The organism is Ruegeria sp. CH6 (assembly GCF_056537005.1).
The window spans coordinates 61,118-78,869 of the sequence record NZ_JBQFQS010000014.1 but is presented as its reverse complement, the minus strand read 5'-3'; the positions used below and the strand labels follow the sequence as shown (position 1 = coordinate 78,869).

24 protein-coding genes are annotated in these 17,752 nt (G+C 56.1%); 11 read left to right on the top strand and 13 right to left on the bottom strand.

Going from position 1 to position 17,752, the window contains the following annotated elements:
* Positions 1-22: 22 nt before the first annotated feature.
* From ACR0CW_RS20180 to folK, 5 genes are all read right to left on the bottom strand, one after another.
* Positions 23-769 carry a pyridoxine 5'-phosphate synthase gene (locus ACR0CW_RS20180; protein ID WP_155142282.1) on the bottom strand — a complete coding sequence of 249 codons (747 nt, stop codon included), beginning with the start codon at positions 767-769 and terminating at the stop codon, positions 23-25.
* The gene (locus tag ACR0CW_RS20175; protein WP_480742040.1) at positions 762-1,460 is read right to left on the bottom strand and encodes a DUF2062 domain-containing protein; all 699 of its coding nucleotides are present in this window, start codon (positions 1,458-1,460) and stop codon (positions 762-764) included. Before ACR0CW_RS20175 ends, ACR0CW_RS20180 begins: the two co-directional genes overlap by 8 nt.
* Before the next feature lie 16 nt (positions 1,461-1,476).
* Positions 1,477-3,609, bottom strand: a complete 2,133-nt coding sequence (locus ACR0CW_RS20170; RefSeq protein ID WP_155142280.1) for a RelA/SpoT family protein — start codon at positions 3,607-3,609, stop codon at positions 1,477-1,479.
* Between the two features lie 26 nt (positions 3,610-3,635).
* Positions 3,636-3,989: a DNA-directed RNA polymerase subunit omega gene (gene rpoZ / locus ACR0CW_RS20165; RefSeq protein WP_155142277.1), complete on the bottom strand. Its 354-nt coding sequence runs from the start codon at positions 3,987-3,989 to the stop codon at positions 3,636-3,638.
* 94 nt (positions 3,990-4,083) lie between these two features.
* Entirely contained in the window at positions 4,084-4,665 is a 582-nt protein-coding gene (gene folK, locus ACR0CW_RS20160; protein WP_155142275.1) for a 2-amino-4-hydroxy-6-hydroxymethyldihydropteridine diphosphokinase, read from the bottom strand.
* Between the two features lie 130 nt (positions 4,666-4,795).
* Here folK and ACR0CW_RS20155 point away from each other — a divergent pair, with 130 nt between their 5' ends.
* The 6 genes from ACR0CW_RS20155 (at position 4,796) to ACR0CW_RS20130 (ending at position 8,635) form a co-directional block, all read left to right on the top strand.
* Positions 4,796-5,371, top strand: coding sequence for a LabA-like NYN domain-containing protein (locus ACR0CW_RS20155; RefSeq protein ID WP_155142273.1), 576 nt, complete (start codon positions 4,796-4,798; stop codon positions 5,369-5,371).
* A 194-nt stretch (positions 5,372-5,565) separates the two neighbouring features.
* Positions 5,566-6,516 carry a 4-hydroxy-3-methylbut-2-enyl diphosphate reductase gene (gene ispH / locus ACR0CW_RS20150; protein ID WP_480789140.1) on the top strand — a complete coding sequence of 317 codons (951 nt, stop codon included), beginning with the start codon at positions 5,566-5,568 and terminating at the stop codon, positions 6,514-6,516.
* Positions 6,513-6,965 (top strand): DUF3429 domain-containing protein, encoded by a 453-nt coding sequence (locus ACR0CW_RS20145; protein ID WP_480789139.1) that lies wholly within the window; start codon positions 6,513-6,515, stop codon positions 6,963-6,965. The genes ispH and ACR0CW_RS20145 overlap by 4 nt, the downstream gene beginning before the upstream one ends.
* Positions 6,962-7,555, top strand: coding sequence for a class I SAM-dependent DNA methyltransferase (locus ACR0CW_RS20140; protein ID WP_480789138.1), 594 nt, complete (start codon positions 6,962-6,964; stop codon positions 7,553-7,555). Before ACR0CW_RS20145 ends, ACR0CW_RS20140 begins: the two co-directional genes overlap by 4 nt.
* Positions 7,548-8,015, top strand: coding sequence for a ribonuclease HI (gene rnhA / locus ACR0CW_RS20135; protein ID WP_170333886.1), 468 nt, complete (start codon positions 7,548-7,550; stop codon positions 8,013-8,015). The genes ACR0CW_RS20140 and rnhA overlap by 8 nt, the downstream gene beginning before the upstream one ends.
* Positions 8,012-8,635, top strand: coding sequence for a trimeric intracellular cation channel family protein (locus tag ACR0CW_RS20130; protein WP_480789137.1), 624 nt, complete (start codon positions 8,012-8,014; stop codon positions 8,633-8,635). Before rnhA ends, ACR0CW_RS20130 begins: the two co-directional genes overlap by 4 nt.
* A 3-nt stretch (positions 8,636-8,638) precedes the next feature.
* Here the strand turns inward: ACR0CW_RS20130 and speB are convergent, their stop codons facing one another.
* From speB to def (ACR0CW_RS20100), 6 genes are all read right to left on the bottom strand, one after another.
* Positions 8,639-9,460: an agmatinase gene (gene speB / locus ACR0CW_RS20125; protein WP_480789136.1), complete on the bottom strand. Its 822-nt coding sequence runs from the start codon at positions 9,458-9,460 to the stop codon at positions 8,639-8,641.
* 62 nt (positions 9,461-9,522) lie between these two features.
* Positions 9,523-9,759 carry a GlsB/YeaQ/YmgE family stress response membrane protein gene (locus ACR0CW_RS20120; RefSeq protein WP_155142259.1) on the bottom strand — a complete coding sequence of 79 codons (237 nt, stop codon included), beginning with the start codon at positions 9,757-9,759 and terminating at the stop codon, positions 9,523-9,525.
* Position 9,760: 1 nt separating this feature from the next.
* Positions 9,761-10,015, bottom strand: coding sequence for a hypothetical protein (locus ACR0CW_RS20115; RefSeq protein ID WP_155142258.1), 255 nt, complete (start codon positions 10,013-10,015; stop codon positions 9,761-9,763).
* Positions 10,016-10,030: 15 nt separating this feature from the next.
* The gene (fmt, locus tag ACR0CW_RS20110; RefSeq protein ID WP_480789135.1) at positions 10,031-10,936 is read right to left on the bottom strand and encodes a methionyl-tRNA formyltransferase; all 906 of its coding nucleotides are present in this window, start codon (positions 10,934-10,936) and stop codon (positions 10,031-10,033) included.
* Positions 10,937-10,944: 8 nt separating this feature from the next.
* Positions 10,945-11,439 (bottom strand): peptide deformylase, encoded by a 495-nt coding sequence (gene def / locus ACR0CW_RS20105; RefSeq protein WP_155142254.1) that lies wholly within the window; start codon positions 11,437-11,439, stop codon positions 10,945-10,947.
* 22 nt (positions 11,440-11,461) lie between these two features.
* The gene (gene def / locus ACR0CW_RS20100) at positions 11,462-11,980 is read right to left on the bottom strand and encodes a peptide deformylase (protein ID WP_480789134.1); all 519 of its coding nucleotides are present in this window, start codon (positions 11,978-11,980) and stop codon (positions 11,462-11,464) included.
* A gap of 98 nt (positions 11,981-12,078) precedes the next feature.
* Between def (ACR0CW_RS20100) and ACR0CW_RS20095 the strand changes: the two genes are divergently transcribed.
* The gene (locus ACR0CW_RS20095; protein ID WP_480789133.1) at positions 12,079-13,251 is read left to right on the top strand and encodes a MalY/PatB family protein; all 1,173 of its coding nucleotides are present in this window, start codon (positions 12,079-12,081) and stop codon (positions 13,249-13,251) included.
* A 3-nt stretch (positions 13,252-13,254) separates the two neighbouring features.
* Positions 13,255-13,782 carry a L,D-transpeptidase family protein gene (locus tag ACR0CW_RS20090; protein WP_480789132.1) on the top strand — a complete coding sequence of 176 codons (528 nt, stop codon included), beginning with the start codon at positions 13,255-13,257 and terminating at the stop codon, positions 13,780-13,782.
* A 3-nt stretch (positions 13,783-13,785) separates the two neighbouring features.
* Here ACR0CW_RS20090 and ACR0CW_RS20085 read toward each other — a convergent pair whose 3' ends face one another.
* Complete coding sequence (locus ACR0CW_RS20085; RefSeq protein ID WP_480789131.1) at positions 13,786-14,139, bottom strand: hypothetical protein; 354 nt, start codon at positions 14,137-14,139, stop codon at positions 13,786-13,788.
* Between the two features lie 211 nt (positions 14,140-14,350).
* Between ACR0CW_RS20085 and ACR0CW_RS20080 the strand changes: the two genes are divergently transcribed.
* Complete coding sequence (locus ACR0CW_RS20080) at positions 14,351-15,340, top strand: glutathione S-transferase family protein (protein ID WP_480789130.1); 990 nt, start codon at positions 14,351-14,353, stop codon at positions 15,338-15,340.
* Here ACR0CW_RS20080 and ACR0CW_RS20075 read toward each other — a convergent pair.
* Positions 15,322-15,684 (bottom strand): response regulator transcription factor, encoded by a 363-nt coding sequence (locus ACR0CW_RS20075; protein WP_155142235.1) that lies wholly within the window; start codon positions 15,682-15,684, stop codon positions 15,322-15,324. The two genes, ACR0CW_RS20080 and ACR0CW_RS20075, sit on opposite strands and share 19 nt — an antisense overlap.
* Before the next feature lie 182 nt (positions 15,685-15,866).
* Between ACR0CW_RS20075 and cobD the strand changes: the two genes are divergently transcribed.
* Complete coding sequence (cobD, locus tag ACR0CW_RS20070) at positions 15,867-16,832, top strand: threonine-phosphate decarboxylase CobD (protein ID WP_480789129.1); 966 nt, start codon at positions 15,867-15,869, stop codon at positions 16,830-16,832.
* Positions 16,829-17,749: an adenosylcobinamide-phosphate synthase CbiB gene (cbiB, locus tag ACR0CW_RS20065; RefSeq protein WP_480789128.1), complete on the top strand. Its 921-nt coding sequence runs from the start codon at positions 16,829-16,831 to the stop codon at positions 17,747-17,749. The genes cobD and cbiB overlap by 4 nt, the downstream gene beginning before the upstream one ends.
* The last annotated feature ends 3 nt before the right edge of the window (positions 17,750-17,752 follow it).

The following is a 17,752-nucleotide window of genomic DNA, read 5'->3' as shown; positions in this document are numbered from 1 at the left end:
CTCTAACAACCTATAAAGCGTTTCATGCTCGCGCCTCGTCCATCAGGCGGCGCATTTCTTGGATTGCTGGAGTAAGGCCACGGAAGATCGACTCGCCGATCAGAAAGTGGCCAATGTTGAGTTCGCGCACTTCGGGAAACTCCGCAACGGGTTTCACCGTGTCATAGGTCAGACCATGGCCAGCGTGAACCTCAAGGCCCAGCGAATGCGCAAAGCTCGACATTTCTCGCAGAGCCTCCAGTTCCCGTGCAGCCACTTCTATGTGACCTTCTGCATGCGCATCGCAATAGGCACCGGTGTGCAACTCGATCACCTCGGCACCAATGCGGTGCGCAGCCTCGATCTGGCGCTGATCAGCAGCGATGAAGATCGATACACGACATCCCACTTCACGCAGGGGTGCAATGAAATGCGCCAGCTTATTTTCTTCTCGTGCGACCTCAAGCCCACCTTCGGTAGTGCGTTCCTCGCGCTTTTCGGGAACGATACAAACCGCGTGGGGCTTATGGCGCAAGGCGATCTGCTGCATTTCTGGCGTGGCGGCCATCTCAAAATTTAGCGGTACTGACAGCACTTCCATCAAGCCGTCGATATCCGCATCCGAGATATGGCGTCGGTCTTCGCGCAGATGGGCGGTGATACCATCAGCGCCAGCCTCTTCAGCCAGCTTGGCAGCACGCAAAGGATCAGGGTACGCGCCACCCCGGGCGTTTCGCACCGTGGCCACGTGGTCAATGTTAACGCCCAACCGCAGATGGTTCTCAGACATCGCTCGAATCCTTATTCAGCCCTGTGGCTGACCCTAGTGGATTTGTGATCGAAGCGTCAGCCTTGGATTCAGCCAACTGCTTGATTTCTTCGAACTTCGCCTTGATCCTGTCCCGCCGGCGCTGTTGATAGGTACGGATCAACGGTAAGCTCAGGAAATAGCAGACCACCCCAGCAATCAGACCCGGAACAATGCCACCGATGAGGTAAGGGTAAAAAACCTCATGATAGAACTGCGCAAGCCCGTGCCAGTCTGCTACGCGGTCAGTAAACATGGCGAAAAGGTTGTTTTTCAGATCACCGATTGCCCCGGCAAACTTTCCCATCAGACCTTTGGTATCACCCTTCTCGAATTGGGTCCCCAACAGGAAATGCCCGGTTTGCAGGCAAACCACTCCGATAGGTACATAGGTCAGCGGATTCCCAAAAAACGTGCCGCTAAGCGCGGCCAGAATATTGCCGTTGATCAATCGCGCCAGAACGGCCGCAACGACAAAGTGCAATCCATAAAACGGAGTGAATGCGGTAAATACCCCTGCCCCGATTCCTCGCGCGATCCGCTCAGGCGAATCCGGCAGGCGACGGACACGATGTTTGACATAGTGAAAGGCGCGGGTCCATCCACCGCGCGGATAGACAAATTCCGATGCGATCTGGACAGGCGAGCGTCGATCTCGGCGCTTGAAAACCACTCCTGATCACCCCTTCTCAACCAGCCGCAACAGCGGCATCCGCCTTGTCCCGATGACGTTCGACCGCCGCAACATCACTTTCTGCCTCAAGCATCAACATCAGCGAATGCAACTGTTCCAAATCGCGCAGTTCGACATTGATCAGAAGGCGGTAAAAATCCGGTTTGCGGTCAACAAATTCCAGATTGGAGATATTGGCCTTTTTCTCTCCGATCAATGTGCAAATGCGACCCAATACGCCCGCATCGTTTCCAATGGTCAGATCCAACGTCGCACCATAGACCGCCGGGTGGGTTCCCGAATGCCAATGCAGGTCAACCCAGCGTTCGGGTTCGTTTTCAAACTCGGACAGGCGGTCACAGTCGATGGCGTGCACAACCACACCCTTGCCGCGATAGGTGATGCCGACGATGCGCTCACCCGGCAGAGGTTGGCAGCAAGGCGCGCGATCGAATTTCTGCCCCGGTTCCAGACCTATCACTGCCCGACGCAGCGGAATGGCGTCACCTTCATCTTTCGTAAGCTCAGGATAAACGGCCTCAACCACTTCATGAGCTGTCAGTTCAGCACTTCCGAGGCGCGCTAACAGTTCGTGGCGATCTTTAAGCCGCAGATGTTTGGCTGCAGTATCCAACGCCTTGTCAGTCGCCTTGCGGCCGACATGTTCGAAACCGGCTCGTGCCAGTTCCTTGCCCAGTTTGATGAAACGTTCACGGTCCACCTCACGCAATGCGCGACGGATGGCTGTGCGGGCTTTTCCGGTCACTGCGATTTCCAGCCACGTGACCTGCGGCGTTTGGCCGTCAGCAGTGATGATATCGACAGATTGTCCATTCTTGAGGCGTGTCCAGAGTGGAACCCGGATACCGTCCACCTTGGCACCCACACAAGCGTGGCCGATACGCGTGTGGATCGCATAGGCAAAGTCAATCGGTGTCGCGCCGCGGGGCAGCTTTACGACATCCCCTTTCGGCGTGAAGCAGAACACCTGGTCCGAGTACATCTCGAGCTTAACGGCCTCGAGGAAGTCTTCATGATCATCCTCGTTGTCGAACTGCTCGGTCAGATTTGCGATCCACTTGGCAGGGTCTACTGCAAACGGGTTTTCGGATCGAACCCCATCGCGATAGGACCAGTGTGCGGCCACACCTGTTTCGGCAACGTCGTGCATCTGGCGGGTGCGAATTTGTACTTCGACCCGTTTGCCGTCACGCCCCGAGACGGTGGTGTGGATGGATCGATAACCGTTCGATTTAGGCTGGCTGATATAGTCCTTGAACCGCCCTGGCACCGCGCGCCAACGCTGGTGGATCGCACCGAGCGTACGATAGCAATCCTCCTCAGACTGCGTGATGATGCGAAAGCCGTAGATGTCGGAAAGGCGCGAGAAACCCTGATCCTTCTCCTGCATCTTGCGCCAGATCGAATAAGGCTTCTTGGCGCGACCAAAGACCTCGGCCTCAATCCCCGCCTTATCCAACTCGTGGCGCATATCTCCGGTGATCCGGTGGATTACGTCCCCGGTTTCCCGCTGAAGCGTAATGAACCGACGAATGATCGACTGGCGGCCTTCGGGATTTAGAACGCGGAAGGCAAGATCTTCCAACTCCTCGCGCATCCATTGCATACCCATTCGACCAGCCAGTGGCGCATAGATATCCATTGTCTCACGCGCTTTGATGACCTGCTTTTCCGGCCGCATCGCCTTGATAGTGCGCATGTTGTGCAGGCGGTCAGCAAGCTTGACCAAGATAACCCGCAGGTCTTTGGACATCGCCATAAAAAGCTTGCGGAAGTTTTCCGCCTGCTTGGTTTCGCGGCTGGATAACTGCAGATTGGTCAGCTTGGTCACACCATCAACCAGCTTGGCGACTTCCTCTCCAAACAGCTCGGAAATCTTGCCGTAGCTGGCTTTGGTGTCTTCGATTGTATCGTGCAGGAGAGCCGTGATGATGGTCGCATCATCCAGACGCTGTTCGGTCAGGATCGCGGCAACGGCAACGGGATGGCTAAAGTAGGGCTCTCCGGAATGGCGGAACTGCCCTTCATGCATTTGCTGCCCGAACTCGTAAGCCCGGGCGATGCGATCTGCATTTGTCTTTGGGTTGTAGTTGCGGACCAGCGCAATCAAGTCGTCAGCAGAAATCATCTGGTCCGCACCTTGTGTAGCTTGGGTTACCCCTGGCCTTGAGCCTCCATCAGAGCGCGCAGGAGCTTTTCTTCGGACATGTCGTCGTCGGCAGGCTTGTCCGATTCAGCACCCATCAGCAGCGCCATCTGATCTTCTTCAGGCTCGTCAACTTCGATCTGAGTCTGGTTCGCTTCGATCAGACGCTCACGCAGTTCATCCGCGCTCTGAGTCTCATCCGCGATTTCACGCAGCGAAACGACAGGGTTCTTGTCGTTGTCACGATCTACGGTGATCGCGGCACCGGCAGAAATCTCGCGCGCACGATGGGCGGCAAGCATCACCAGTTCGAACCGGTTCGGAACCTTGTCTACGCAGTCTTCGACCGTCACGCGGGCCATAGGGCGCTCTCCACAAATGAATCTGTGTCAGGAAGGGGTTTATCTAAGCGTGATTCCCCGCATTGACAAGCGGGAAATGGCTTTTTCCAATGCTTCACATCGGTGTGACCGCAGATACATCCTCGGCTGGCAACCTCGCAATCATTTCGGTCACGGTCAGGTCGAGAACGGGATGACGCCAATCAGGTGCAATGTCAGCCATCGGAACAAGCACAAAGGCCCGGTCCTGCAACCGGGGATGCGGAACGATCAACTGATCTGGCGCAACCTGAGACTGTTGATCTGCAGCCAAGTTGAGCCAGCGTTTGTATTCGACCTGATCCGGTAGCACGAGATCCTCCCAACACACCAGATCAAGGTCCAGAGTGCGCATACCCCAACGCTGTTCGCGTGCGCGGCCAAATTCGTGTTCAACCCGATGCAGCAATTCCAACAGGCCGTTCGGATCCAGATCGGTTTCGATTAGCGCCGCAGCATTCACGTAATCAGGCCCCGCACCCGCCGGAAAGCACGGAGTTTCAAAGAAACGGCTCACCCGGCGAATCACCACACCCTGACGCTTCAACGCATCAATCGCTTGGCGAAGTGTCACACTGGGCTCATTATCTCTCAGATTGAGATTTGCGCCTAGCGCTAACACTGCGTTTGAGCAAGTTTTGTTCACTTCTGACCCCATATTCCTTATGACGCATACTTGCGATACAGCCCAAAAGCCCTAATTATAGGGACACCAGCGCGTCGATCATTTTTCATTCACTCACTCACGTAACACGCGGCGCTCTGGGTTATACCGAAAGGGACTGTTTATGTTTTATAAGGACGAACGGCTAGCGCTGTTCATCGACGGCTCGAATCTTTATGCTGCGGCAAAAGCTCTCGGTTTTGACATCGACTACAAGCTTCTGCGGCAAGAGTTCATGCGCAGGGGGAAGCTGCTGAGAGCCTTTTATTACACAGCGCTGCTCGAAAACGACGAATACTCACCGATCCGCCCACTGGTTGACTGGCTACATTACAATGGCTTCACCATGGTCACCAAACCGGCAAAAGAATACACCGACAGCATGGGGCGTCGGAAGGTCAAAGGAAACATGGATATCGAGCTCACCGTCGATGCCATGGAGCTTGCACCACGCGTTGACCATATTGTGCTGTTCTCGGGCGATGGGGATTTCCGCCCGCTGATTGCCAGCCTGCAGCGTCAGGGCGTGCGTGTTTCAGTCGTCTCGACCATCCGCAGCCAACCCCCAATGATCTCGGACGAGTTGCGCCGTCAGGCCGACAACTTCATCGAGCTTGAGGACCTGCGCGACGTGATCGGCCGGCCTCCGCGTGACATCCCTAACGAACCACGCAGCGTGGCGGTCGCCTCGGGCACCTGATACAATCCGCCACTCACCAAGCGGAATAATGTGCGCGGTCAGGATCTGTTGTCCTGGCCGCGCTTCTTTAACCAAGGACCAGTGCTAAAACACCGTTTTGCTAGCACTGATTCATGTCATATGAATGACAGACCGGTCCTGACTGGACCAACGGTATGAAAAGCCTTACCTGTCCCATTCAAGGAGACAGCGCCATGACCCAGCAGCCACTGACACTTTATCTTGCCGCACCGCGCGGTTTTTGCGCGGGCGTGGATCGTGCAATCAAAATCGTGGAAATGGCGCTCGAGAAATGGGGAGCGCCCGTCTATGTGCGCCACGAAATCGTTCACAACAAATTCGTAGTCGATGGTCTGCGCGAAAAAGGTGCTGTCTTTGTCGAAGAGCTGGATGAATGCCCAGATGACCGCCCGGTAATCTTTTCAGCCCATGGCGTTCCGAAATCTGTCCCGGCTGCTGCGTCCCAGCGAGAAATGGTGTTCGTAGACGCCACCTGCCCGCTCGTATCCAAAGTGCATATCGAGGCGCAGCGCCATGCCGAGGTCGGGCTACAGATGATCATGATTGGCCATAAAGGCCATCCTGAAACCATCGGCACCATGGGGCAGTTGCCGGATGGCGAGGTTTTGTTGGTTGAAACCGTTGACGACGTCGCAAATGTTGACGTCCGGAACCCGGATAAGCTGGCCTTTGTCACGCAAACCACCCTTTCCGTCGATGATACCAAAGATATTGTAGCAGCCTTGCAGGCTCGGTTCCCGGCAATCGTGGGGCCGCATAAGGAAGACATCTGCTACGCCACGACCAACCGGCAGGAAGCGGTCAAATCGGTAGCCCCAAAATCCGATGCACTGCTTGTGGTGGGCGCGCCAAACTCGTCCAATTCCCGACGACTGGTCGAGGTCGCCTCAAAAGCCGGGTGCGCCTATGCGCAGTTGGTACAGCGCGCGACAGAAATCGACTGGCGGGCTCTCGATGGTATTTCGAGCATTGCCATCACAGCCGGCGCTTCAGCTCCGGAGGTACTCGTCAACGAAGTTATCGACGCCTTCAAAGAACGCTACGATGTGACTGTCGAGCTTGTCGAAACCGCTGTAGAAAATGTTGAATTCAAGGTCCCGCGCGTTCTGAGGCAGCCCGCATGAGCGGGGTGCCCAAGGCACCTCTGTTTCTTGGCCTGGCCGGATTAATCCCGTTTGTTTGGGGCGCAGTAACATACGTAAATTCAGACCTGCAGGCCTGGGGCACTCAAATACTGGGGCCACGCTTTGTGGGACCATACGTGCAACTTTTTTATGGAGCCGTCATTCTCAGCTTCATGTCCGGGATCTTGTGGGGGTTCGCGACCAAGACCTCGGGAAGCAAGGCCGCGACGTGTTACGCGCTGTCAGTCCTGCCGGCTCTCTGGGCGTTCTTTACCACAGGCGGTGGACCGGAAACTGCCGGGATAAACCTGATCATTGGCTTCATAGGCTTATTGCTTCTGGATGCCGCATTCTGGCACTGGGGCCTTGCGCCTCGCTGGTGGATGAAACTGCGCATCCTTCTGACCGCAATCGTCGTTTTATGTCTTGCTGTAGGAGTTTACCTGTGAGCGATCCTGATACCATCTCTGTTTATGACGAACAGGCACAGCAATATGCCGAACTGACCGATGACTCCAATAAGGCGGATCGGGGTATGACCGATTTCATCGCAGCGGTTCCCGAGGGAGGTATGGTCCTTGATCTGGGCTGCGGACCGGGCGCATCCGCGCTGGTCATGGCGCAGGCGGGGCTGAAGGTTGAGGCAACGGACGCCTCGGCCGAAATGGTCAAGCTGGCCTCCGCCAATCATGGAGTTACCGCTCGGCAAGCAGAGTTCACGGACCTGAACGAAGTCGAAGCCTATGATGGCGTATGGGCTAATTTCAGCCTGCTTCACGCCACCCGCGCAGCTTTCCCGAACCATCTGGCAGCGATCCACAAAGCTCTGAAGCCGCGTGGCGTTCTGTTCATCGCCATGAAGCTGGGACAGGGCGAAGGACCGGACAGGTTGGGTCGGTACTATAGTTACTACAGTGAGGATGAATTGAAGGCTTATCTGCAGGAGGCAGGATTCGCCGTTACGGGCCAATGGCATGGTAGCGGCACAGGACTTGATGGATCGGTATCGGACTGGATTAGGTTGGCCGCACATGCCTGATCTGTTTGCTTATACGGATGGCGCCTGCTCCGGCAATCCCGGCCCCGGCGGTTGGGGGGTATTGTTGCGTGCGATGGATGGGGACGACGTCCTCAAAGAACGCGAACTGAATGGCGGCGAAGCGGAAACCACAAACAATCGCATGGAATTGCTGGCCGCAATCGCCGCGCTTGAGGCGCTGGAGCGACCATCAAAAATTACGATTGTGACTGACAGTGCATATGTAAAAAACGGCGTGACCGGCTGGATATTCGGATGGAAGCGCAATGGCTGGAAAACTTCCAACAAAAAGCCCGTCAAAAACGTCGATCTGTGGCAGCGTTTAGATGAGGCCCAGGCCCGCCATGACGTCACATGGGAATGGGTAAAGGGGCACGCAGGGCATCCCGAGAATGAACGTGCCGACGAACTTGCCCGCGGCGGTATGGAGCCATTCAAGCCGAAAAAGGCCAAGGCGTGAACGGGCTAGCCCTGCTGGATTATGCTTCGGTTCTGGTCTTTGCGCTGACAGGCGCATTGGTGGCCAGCCGTGCGCAGCTTGATCTGGTTGGGTTTGCGTTCATGGCTTGCCTGACGGCGGTTGGCGGAGGCACGGTCCGGGACCTACTGCTGGACCGGCATCCCATTTTCTGGGTTGGGCAACCCGATTACATCCTGATTGCAACGGCGGCTGCGGTTTTGGTGTTCTTTACGGCGCATCTCGTCGAAAGCCGATACAATTGGCTGGTCTGGCTGGACAGTTTCGCACTTTCGATTGCTGTCGCGGCAGGAACTGGCGCGGCTTTGTCACTGGGGCAGTCCGGGGTAATCGTCGTTCTTATGGGTATCAGCACTGGGTGTCTGGGTGGATTGATGCGCGATGTCGTGTGTAACGAAGTGCCGCTGGTACTGAAGCAGGGTGAACTCTACGTCTCCTGCGCTTTTGCAGGTGCGATTACTGCAGTCTTTGCAACAAAGCTTGGGATAGAGCCCCTGTTGTCACTTGGGCTCTGCGCGTTGGTATGCTGGGCGTTGCGGGCTGGCTCTTTGATATTTGGCTGGCAACTTCCGGTCTATAAGGGCCGTCCACCCAGACAATAGGCCCTAACCCATCAGCAAACGCGCGCCGATTTCTTTGACAAACTTCGCTGCAACCATCGCGGTCATCCCATATGGGTCACGGTGGGGGTTCAGTTCAACGATATCCGCGCCAACCAATTGCCCTTCGAACTGGTGGATCAAGTCGATCACCTCTCGCGTACTCAGGCCACCAGGTTCATGATGTGACACTCCGGGGGCAAAGGCCGGGTCCAAAGCGTCCAGATCCAGCGACAGATACACCGGACCATCGAAAGAAAGTTGAAGGTCCGGTCGCCAGTTACGCATGTCGATCACTTCGACGCCGAACTTTTCTGCCTGCTCGCGCTGATGCGCGTTCATAGTGCGAATACCCACCTGCACCAGACGTTTGATCGGGCAATTCTCCATCACCCGTGCGAAAGGGCAGCCGTGACCAAGGGGACCGATATCTTGCTGATCATAAAGATCAGGGTGCGAGTCGATATGCAGGATGTTCAAACCTTCATAACGCTCGGCATGGGCTTTGATCAGTGGGTAAGCGACCGAATGATCACCACCCAATGACAGCAGTCGCGCGCCGGTTTCCACACGCTCGGCAGCGCCTGCCTCAATCCGATCGATGGGCTCCTGACCGCGCATCTCAAAAACATCAAGATCCCCGGTATCCTTGAAACGGTCCGTCGCACCAAGATCAGTGCCATCCTCGGCGGTCAGGTTCGCAGCCCCGGAGTGCAGTGCTTCGCGAATTCGCCCGGGGGCAAAGGCTGGCCCCTGCAGAAAAGATGAGTGCAGATCCAGTGGAATGCCCATCAGGGCAACATCACCCGATTTCAGATCATGCGGCATGCGGCGGTCTCCGATATCATTTCCGCGCGATCTGGCCTGCACTTGTGTTGAGGGTCAAGTGTTCAGCGGCGAAAATAGGTCTGCCAAATCCAGATCACCAACAGCGCCCCAAGTACCGCCCCGATGAAACCGGACAGCCAGCCCATGACCGTGATCAGCGTCCGCAAAAGGAACCCACCCACCAGTGCCCCAACTATGCCAATCAGCATGGTGGTTGGAATGTCAGCCTCGATCTTCATCAACCTCGTCGCCAAAAATCCGGCGGCTGCTCCAATGATGATCAGTGCGACAATGGGCATCTCATTTTCTCCAGTGAGTCGGCACAATGATGAGCGCACCAACAGATGACACGATTGCGTTCAGCCCCGGGGAACCCAGACCAAGTCCGAAACCAAACATTCTGCCGAACATCATCTGGGTAAAGAAAAACAGAAAGGCACCGCCGATACAAATGATGATGGATTGCAAATACCCGTTGTGGGTAAAGCCTGATTTTTCGGACAGTGCACCAACGATTGCCGCAATCAGCACCGTCCCCATCAATGTCAAATACAAGTCAGTTGTCCTTTTCTAAATCCGGGTTCCGGCATTAATGCTCCAACCACGCAGAAACTCGTCCCTGTCTTGCGCGCCCTTGCCTGCCCTTTGCAGACGCAGAAGCTCGACAGCACCCTCGCCACAGGCAACGGTCAGCGCATCATCCAGCACCTCGCCCGGCACACCTTGGCCTTGCGCCATCCGCGAAGCCAGCAGTTTGACGCGTTCACCCTCAATTTCAGTCCATGCGCCGGGGAACGGGGACAAGCCCCGGATTTGTCGATCAACCTCTATGGCAGGGGATGACCAGTCAACACGCGCTTCTGCCTTATCGATCTTGGCAGCATAGGTCACGCCAATCTCAGGTTGCGGTTCTGGTGCGAGATCCGGCAAACGGTTGAGAGCATCGACTATCAGATACGCGCCCATGACGGAAAGGCGGTCGTGCAATTGCGCCGTGGTTTCCTCGATCCCGATATCAGTAGCTTCGCGCAGCAATACCGGACCGGTATCCAGCCCAGCCTCCATCTGCATGATGCAGATACCCGTTTCGGTATCGCCGGACATAATCGCCCGATGGATCGGTGCTGCCCCACGCCAACGCGGCAAAAGGCTTGCGTGTATATTGAGGCAACCGTGGCGAGGTGCATCCAGAATAGCCTGCGGCAGGATCAACCCATAAGCCACAACCACCGCAACATCAGCGTCAAGCGCTGCAAACTCGGCCTGCGCCTCAGGTGATTTCAGTGACACTGGATGTCGGACCGTCAGGCCCAGAGTATCAGCGCGCGCATGAACAGGCGTAGGTCTGTCCTTCTTCCCTCGCCCTGCCGGGCGTGGTGGCTGGCAGTACACGGCAGCGATCTCATGGCCGGCCTTCACCAGCGCCTCCAGCACCGGCACCGAGAAATCGGGGGTTCCCATGAATACGATACGCATAACCAGTCTCACCCTGCCTTTTTGGCTTTGCGCAACAGCATGTCCCTTTTGACCTTGCTGAGACGGTCAAAGTACATCTTGCCATTAAGATGGTCGATCTGATGCTGCACGCTTGTCGCCTCGATACCGACAAAATCCCGGCGATCGATCATACCGTGCTCGTTCAGAAACTTGACCGTTACTGCCCGAGGACGTTTTACCTTGGCGGAAACACCTGGCAGGTTTGGGCTGGCCTCTTCATGTTCGCGCAGTTCGACTGAGCTGTGCAGAATCTCCGGATTTGCAAGTTTCACCGCACGCCCACGTTCGGTCGAACCATCGACGACCGCCAGCTGCATCATCACACCGATCTGAGGAGCAGCCAAACCAACGCCCGGCATCGCCTCCATCGTGTCAATCATGTCGTCCCAAATGGCGCGGATCTCATCCGTGATCTCGGTCACTTCATCGGCCTTGCTGCGCAGGCGTTTGTCTGGCCATGGCAGGCAGGAGCGTACGGTCATATGCTGTTCTCCGATGCCACGCTTATGCGCGGGCGCGCTCGCGCTTCAGCTTTTGCATTTTACGGGTGATCATCTGCCGTTTGAGCGGTTTGAGGTAGTCGATGAACAACTTGCCATTCAGGTGATCGATCTCGTGCTGGACGCAGGTGGCCCAAAGCCCATCAAACGTCTCTTGCTGCAGGTTCCCGTCCCGGTCCAACCAGGTGACATCAACAACCTTGGGACGGGTGACCTCGGCATACTGGTCCGGGATGGACAGGCAGCCCTCTTCATAGACGCTGGTTTCGTCCGATGCCGAAATAATCTCAGGGTTGAACATAGCCAACGGTCGGGGCGCCTCGCCCTCTTCCTTGACGCAATCAATCACGATCAACCGATCGAGTATCCCGATCTGGGGTGCAGCCAAGCCAATGCCGGGCGCGTCATACATTGTCTCCAGCATGTCATCGGCCAGCTTACGCAGTTCGTCGGTGATGTCAGCGACCGGCGTGCAGACCGTTTTCAGGCGGGGATCGGGATGGATCAGGATATTGCGTTTCATGAGGCTGATTTAGGCCATCACGTGCGTCGCCGCAACGCCCCCCTTGCACGCAGCGCGATTCAGGATAGCTTGCCCTGCGATCAGACAGGAGAACACCCATGAGTTTTGACGATCTCATCAACCGCCACGGCACCCACTGCGCCAAATGGGACATGATGGAGCAGGTCTATGGCGTACCGACCAATGACGGGATCGCCATGTGGGTCGCGGACACGGACTACCGGGCGCCTGCGCCCGTGCTGAACAAGATGCGCGAAATGGTTGACCATGGTGTGTTCGGTTACGTCAATCTCGACCAGCCTTATAAAGACGCAATCCGGTGGTGGATGCGCACCCGCCATGATTGGGTCGTGGATGCGGATGCGATCTTTACCACCACGGGCTTGGTGAACGGAGTTGGTATGTGTCTGGATACATTCACACAACCCAGCGATGGGATCGTCCTTTTCACACCGGTCTATCATGCCTTTGCCAAGGTGATCCGCAATGCAGGCCGCGAGGTCGTGGAATGCCAGATGGTCAACAATGATGGCCGCTACGAGATGGATTTCGAAGCCTATGATGAGCAGATGACAGGCAAGGAAAAGATGGTCATCCTCTGCTCACCGCATAATCCCGGTGGTCGGGTCTGGACCCAAGCCGAATTGCAGGCGGTCGCGGATTTCGCCAAACGCCACGACCTGCTGCTGTTGTCTGATGAAATTCACAACGATCTGGTTTATCCGGGACACACTCACATCCCGATGCAGAATGCTGCACCGGAAATCACTGACCGGCTGTTAATGCTGACCGCACCATCCAAAACCTTCAACATCGCAGGTTTGCATACAGGTCAGGTGATTATTCCAGATCCTGAATTGCGGGGACAGTTTGCAAAACGGATGCTCGCTTTGTCGCTTGCGCCGAACTCAGTCGGGCAGTTTGCAACCGCGGCTGCCTATTCTGCTGAAGGGGCGGCATGGGTGGACGAACAGATCGCCTATATCGACGAAAACCGAAAAGTCTTTGATGCCGCAATTGCCGGCATTCCCGGCCTGCGTTCGATGCCATTGGAAGCCACTTATCTGGCCTGGGTCGATTTCTCGGGCACAGGTATGGATCGCGCTGAGTTCACCAACCGTGTCGAGCAAACAGCCAAGATCGCGGTCAATCACGGCACAACATTCGGTTCAGGCGGTGAACAGTTCCTGCGGTTCAACCTCGGAACTCAGCGCGCCCGGATCGAAGAAGCCTGTGATCGCTTGAAAGACGCATTTTCCGATCTGCAGTAAAACGTGCGCCGGTTTGCTCTGATAACACTGATTGTTCTTGTAGCTGGTGCTGGCTGGTTTGGCTGGCACCGCTATGGCCCAAGACCTGTTGCCCCGCCGATGGCACCGGAAGCCTCGCAAGTTGACCATATCCTTATCGAGAAATCTGCCCGCAGGCTGACGGCCACGCTGGATGGGGCGATCGTGATGCAGGCCGACATCGCACTTGGTTTTGAGCCTGAGGGCGACAAGCAGCAGGAAGGCGATGGCAAGACGCCGCTTGGGATGTTTAAAATCGACCGGCGTAATCCCCAAAGCGCTTATCACCTGTCGTTGGGTATCGACTATCCAAAGACCGAAGATATTGATCGCGCCAGTCTTGAGGGCGTCGACCCGGGTGGAGACATCTTCATCCACGGCCAGCCAAACGGCGTAGTTGGCATCACACTTCCGGGAGACTGGACTGCCGGTTGCATCGCACTATCGAATGCTGAAATGGCAAAGCTCTGGAGCCTTGCACCAACTGGGACAACGGTTGAAATCCAACCCTAGCGGTCAGTCGTCCACACCAAGCAAAGCGATTGGCGCATCCGGAGCGCGGTAGAAATCCAACGGGGCCTTATCAGCTGCGGCGGTATTGCGTTTGAACTCATAACGCATCTCACCGCCCTCTTCTTCATCAGCAATGATCAGACATTGGTACAGGTGTTTTGCGCCATCGTATATGTCGACAAGACCGCGCAATTGCGGCGTAGTCTCCGCCTCGACGGAAAATCCATCATTCCACAATTTGAGGATTTTGAAGTAATTGTCGCCCATTTCCACACGTAAGCGACTGGCTTTCTTCAGGGTAGCGATTCGTGCCGCATCCAATTCGGCACGCATCTCCTTAGAAACATAGGTACTCATAAATCTATTCCCCCCTTAACACTCTTTATTGTGGGGGCAGATATGTAAAAATCCAGTGAACCGCGACACTTAGTTTTGTCCGATCGCCGACTGTTGCACAGAAATCCCAACCACCAGTGTGCAGCGATGCAGGCTAATTGCGCGCCTGGTTCAATAGGAAGCACTGAAAGCGCAGACTATCTTCGCCGTGAATACTTGCGGAGGACACAAGATGGGCCTGTTGGTCGACGGTAAATGGCATGACACTTGGTATGACACAAAATCCACTGGAGGAGCGTTCAAGCGTTCCGCCGCTCAGTTCCGCAACTGGCTGACCACGGATGGCAGTGCAGGACTGTCCGGAAAAGGTGGTTTCCCCGCAGAGACAGAACGCTATCACCTCTATGTCAGCCATGCCTGCCCATGGGCGCACAGAACGCTGATCTTTCGGGAACTGAAAGGGCTGAGCGATCATATTTCGGTCTCGGTTGTGCATCCCGATATGCTGGACAAGGGCTGGAGCTTTGAAAAAGACGGCAATGGTGCAACCGGCGATACCCTCTATGGTCTGGACTATGCCCATCAGGTCTATACCAAGGCTGACCCGACCTACTCTGGTCGCGTGACTGTGCCAATCCTGTGGGATAAGCAGCAAGAAACCATCGTTTCCAACGAGAGCTCCGAAATCATCCGTATGTTTAACTCGGCGTTTGACGAGATTACCGGAAACACCGATGACTACTGGCCCGAGGAGATGAGGGATGACATCGAAGAGGTCAATGCGCGCATCTATTCGAACGTAAATAACGGCGTCTACAAATCCGGCTTTGCGACCTCGCAAGAGGCTTACGACGATGCAGTAAACCCATTGTTCGAAACTCTGGATTGGCTTGAGGATCACCTGGCTTCGCGCCGCTATCTGATGGGTGATCGCCTCACCGAAGCGGATTGGAGACTGTTCACCACACTGATCCGGTTCGATCCGGTTTATCATCTGCATTTTAAATGCAACCGGCGGCGGTTGATCGATTACCCTAACCTGTGGGCCTATACGCGCGAGCTATACCAGTGGCCCGGCGTTGCCCAGACAGTGAACATGGCTCATATCGTGCGCCACTATCACTACAGCCATGACAGTATCAATCCGCACCGGATCATCCCGGTAAATCCTGAACTGGATTACATGGAGCCCCACAGGCGGGATCAGCGGCCCGCCGCATAATGCTCGACCATCGCCGCCAGATCTTCTGGCGGCGTGCCGCTTTGCACATAGGCACAGGCGTTAGGACTATGGGCAAAGATGGATCCATCTGAGAAGAATGTCGTATTGGTCACAAAGATCACCCTGGTATCGGGGCGGCGGTAGCTGGCAAAATCAGCCACGGCAAGCGCACTGCCGGTTTCCAATACCAGATCCAAGACGATGATATCGAATGCCGTGCTATAAAGCGCCAGAATTGCGGCCTCTTGCGTTTCGACCAATGTGACCTCGGCCTCCTGCCTTTGCAGATGGCGTTGCCACACCCGACCCAGATCGGGGTTACTCTCAACAATCAGAACTTTCATTTGCAACAACCTCGGCACTTGATAGAGTGAACGGTGCCGACCCCTTGGTCCGTGATCCCGTCATTTCCTTAACAAAAAGTTAACGATGCCTGTCACGGGCTCGGATCACGCGGATTTGCTTGTATAAATGGCAAAAATCCGCTTGAAGCGGGCTGAAACACGCGATTCCGGCAGAGATCCAGATGGCAAGACAAAGCGACGAATTGAACCCGCGGGCCGCACGCGACCATGGTGGGGGTCTGGATGGTGCTATCCAGAACTATGGCGGCACCCGATCGGACTGGATCGACTTGTCCACTGGCATCAATCCGCATCCGTATGAGGTTTCAGGTCTGGAACCTTCGGATTGGATGGAACTGCCGGATCATGGCGCTTTTGAAAGGCTGGCAGACGCTGCTCGTCAGTTCTGGTCTGTTCCGGACGAGGCCATGATCCTGCCTGCGCCAGGGGCCTCAGCTCTCATTGCCAGGATTCCCGCGCTCGCCCGAACAGGTCGGGTGCAAATCACGATGCCCACATATAACGAGCACGCCGCCGCCTTTAATGCGCAAGGCTGGTCCGTGCAGGAAAGCGCCTCGGCAGAGGCCCGGGTAATCGTGCATCCCAACAATCCCGACGGCCGCATCTGGCATGAGTGTGATGTTGATGCCCCGTTGACCGTGATTGACGAGAGCTTTTGCGACGTCACACCCGGATCATCTTTGATCCACCTTGCGGATCGCCCCGGTGTCGTCGTGCTCAAGAGCTTTGGCAAGTTCTGGGGGCTAGCGGGGCTGAGGCTGGGCTTTGCAATCGGACACCCCAATCTGATCAGCAAGCTTAACGATCTGACAGGTCCCTGGTCCGTCTCAGGCCCTGCCCTGCGGATCGGGACACGTGCATTGCGGGATATTGATTGGGCCGATGCCACCCGCCGAAATCTGGCCAACGAAGCAGACAAACTAGACGCTCTGCTCACCCGAAAGGGAGCGTCTCTGGTCGGCGGAACTAGTTTGTTCCGGCTGTATGAGGTCGACGATGCTGCAGAGTGGCAAGACCGATTGGCAAAAGCACATATCTGGAGCCGCGTCTTCCCTTACTCCCAAACCTATTTGCGCCTTGGCCTGCCCCCCGCAGGTGGCTGGGATCGGTTGGAGGCAGCGCTTTGAGCACCGCGCTGTTGTTGGTTTGCGCCATGTGTCTGGACGCAGCCTTGGGCGAGCCTGACTGGCTCTGGTCCCGCGTTCGCCATCCAGCTGTGGTAATCGGCAATGCAATCGGCTGGCTTGACAAGCGCTTGAACACAGGGACGCAGCGGCGCCTCAAAGGTGTGTTCACGGTCACGCTTCTGGTTCTTGCAGCCTTTGCCGCTGGCAAGCTGCTTTCTTTGCTCGGCCCAATTGTCGAAATCGCTGTCTGCGCCATTCTTCTTGCCCAGAAATCGCTGGTTACTCATGTCCGGGATGTCGGCGAAGCACTACGGCAGTCATTGCCTGCAGGGCGTACCATGGTTGCACGCATCGTTTCGCGCGACACCACTGAAATGACCGAAGCGCAGGTTGCTCGTTCCGCGATCGAAAGTGCGGCTGAAAATCTTAGTGACGGAGTCATTGCGCCCGCGTTCTGGTTCTTGATTGCGGGTTTGCCAGGACTGCTGGTCTACAAGGCTATCAATACGGCTGACAGCATGATTGGCTACCGCAACGAGAAGTACCTTGAATTCGGCTGGGCCTCAGCCCGGCTTGATGATTTGCTGAATCTGATCCCGGCAAGACTGACCTGCGTGATGATCATTGCGCTATCCGGTCAATGGTCTCGTTGGGCAGAAATGGTCGTCGATGCGCGCCGCCACATTTCACCCAATGCAGGCTGGCCAGAAGCCGCCATGGCCCGCGCCTTGGACATCGCCTTAGCAGGCCCTCGCAGTTATGACGGGCAGATTCGCGATCTGGCCTGGGTGAACGGTGATGCGCGTCGGGAAATCGGCGCATACGAGGTTTTCCGCGCATGTACCATGCTGTGGAAGGTTTGGGGGCTTGCGCTTGGCGTCTTGTCGGTGTGGGTTGTCGTCAACTTTTTCTTTTGAAGG

Bases quoted from the DNA above. Each gene is read 5' to 3' on its own strand.
- ACR0CW_RS20180 (WP_155142282.1), bottom strand. From the start codon at position 769: ATGTCTGAGAACCATCTGCGGTTGGGCGTTAACATTGACCACGTGGCC.
- ACR0CW_RS20170 (WP_155142280.1), bottom strand. From the start codon at position 3,609: ATGATTTCTGCTGACGACTTGATTGCGCTGGTCCGCAACTACAACCCA.
- rpoZ (WP_155142277.1), bottom strand. From the start codon at position 3,989: ATGGCCCGCGTGACGGTCGAAGACTGCGTAGACAAGGTTCCGAACCGG.
- folK (WP_155142275.1), bottom strand. From the start codon at position 4,665: ATGGGGTCAGAAGTGAACAAAACTTGCTCAAACGCAGTGTTAGCGCTA.
- ACR0CW_RS20155 (WP_155142273.1), top strand. From the start codon at position 4,796: ATGTTTTATAAGGACGAACGGCTAGCGCTGTTCATCGACGGCTCGAAT.
- ispH (WP_480789140.1), top strand. From the start codon at position 5,566: ATGACCCAGCAGCCACTGACACTTTATCTTGCCGCACCGCGCGGTTTT.
- ACR0CW_RS20145 (WP_480789139.1), top strand. From the start codon at position 6,513: ATGAGCGGGGTGCCCAAGGCACCTCTGTTTCTTGGCCTGGCCGGATTA.
- rnhA (WP_170333886.1), top strand. From the start codon at position 7,548: ATGCCTGATCTGTTTGCTTATACGGATGGCGCCTGCTCCGGCAATCCC.
- speB (WP_480789136.1), bottom strand. From the start codon at position 9,460: ATGCCGCATGATCTGAAATCGGGTGATGTTGCCCTGATGGGCATTCCA.
- ACR0CW_RS20120 (WP_155142259.1), bottom strand. From the start codon at position 9,759: ATGCCCATTGTCGCACTGATCATCATTGGAGCAGCCGCCGGATTTTTG.
- fmt (WP_480789135.1), bottom strand. From the start codon at position 10,936: ATGCGTATCGTATTCATGGGAACCCCCGATTTCTCGGTGCCGGTGCTG.
- def (WP_155142254.1), bottom strand. From the start codon at position 11,439: ATGACCGTACGCTCCTGCCTGCCATGGCCAGACAAACGCCTGCGCAGC.
- def (WP_480789134.1), bottom strand. From the start codon at position 11,980: ATGAAACGCAATATCCTGATCCATCCCGATCCCCGCCTGAAAACGGTC.
- ACR0CW_RS20095 (WP_480789133.1), top strand. From the start codon at position 12,079: ATGAGTTTTGACGATCTCATCAACCGCCACGGCACCCACTGCGCCAAA.
- ACR0CW_RS20085 (WP_480789131.1), bottom strand. From the start codon at position 14,139: ATGAGTACCTATGTTTCTAAGGAGATGCGTGCCGAATTGGATGCGGCA.
- ACR0CW_RS20080 (WP_480789130.1), top strand. From the start codon at position 14,351: ATGGGCCTGTTGGTCGACGGTAAATGGCATGACACTTGGTATGACACA.
- ACR0CW_RS20075 (WP_155142235.1), bottom strand. From the start codon at position 15,684: ATGAAAGTTCTGATTGTTGAGAGTAACCCCGATCTGGGTCGGGTGTGG.
- cobD (WP_480789129.1), top strand. From the start codon at position 15,867: ATGGCAAGACAAAGCGACGAATTGAACCCGCGGGCCGCACGCGACCAT.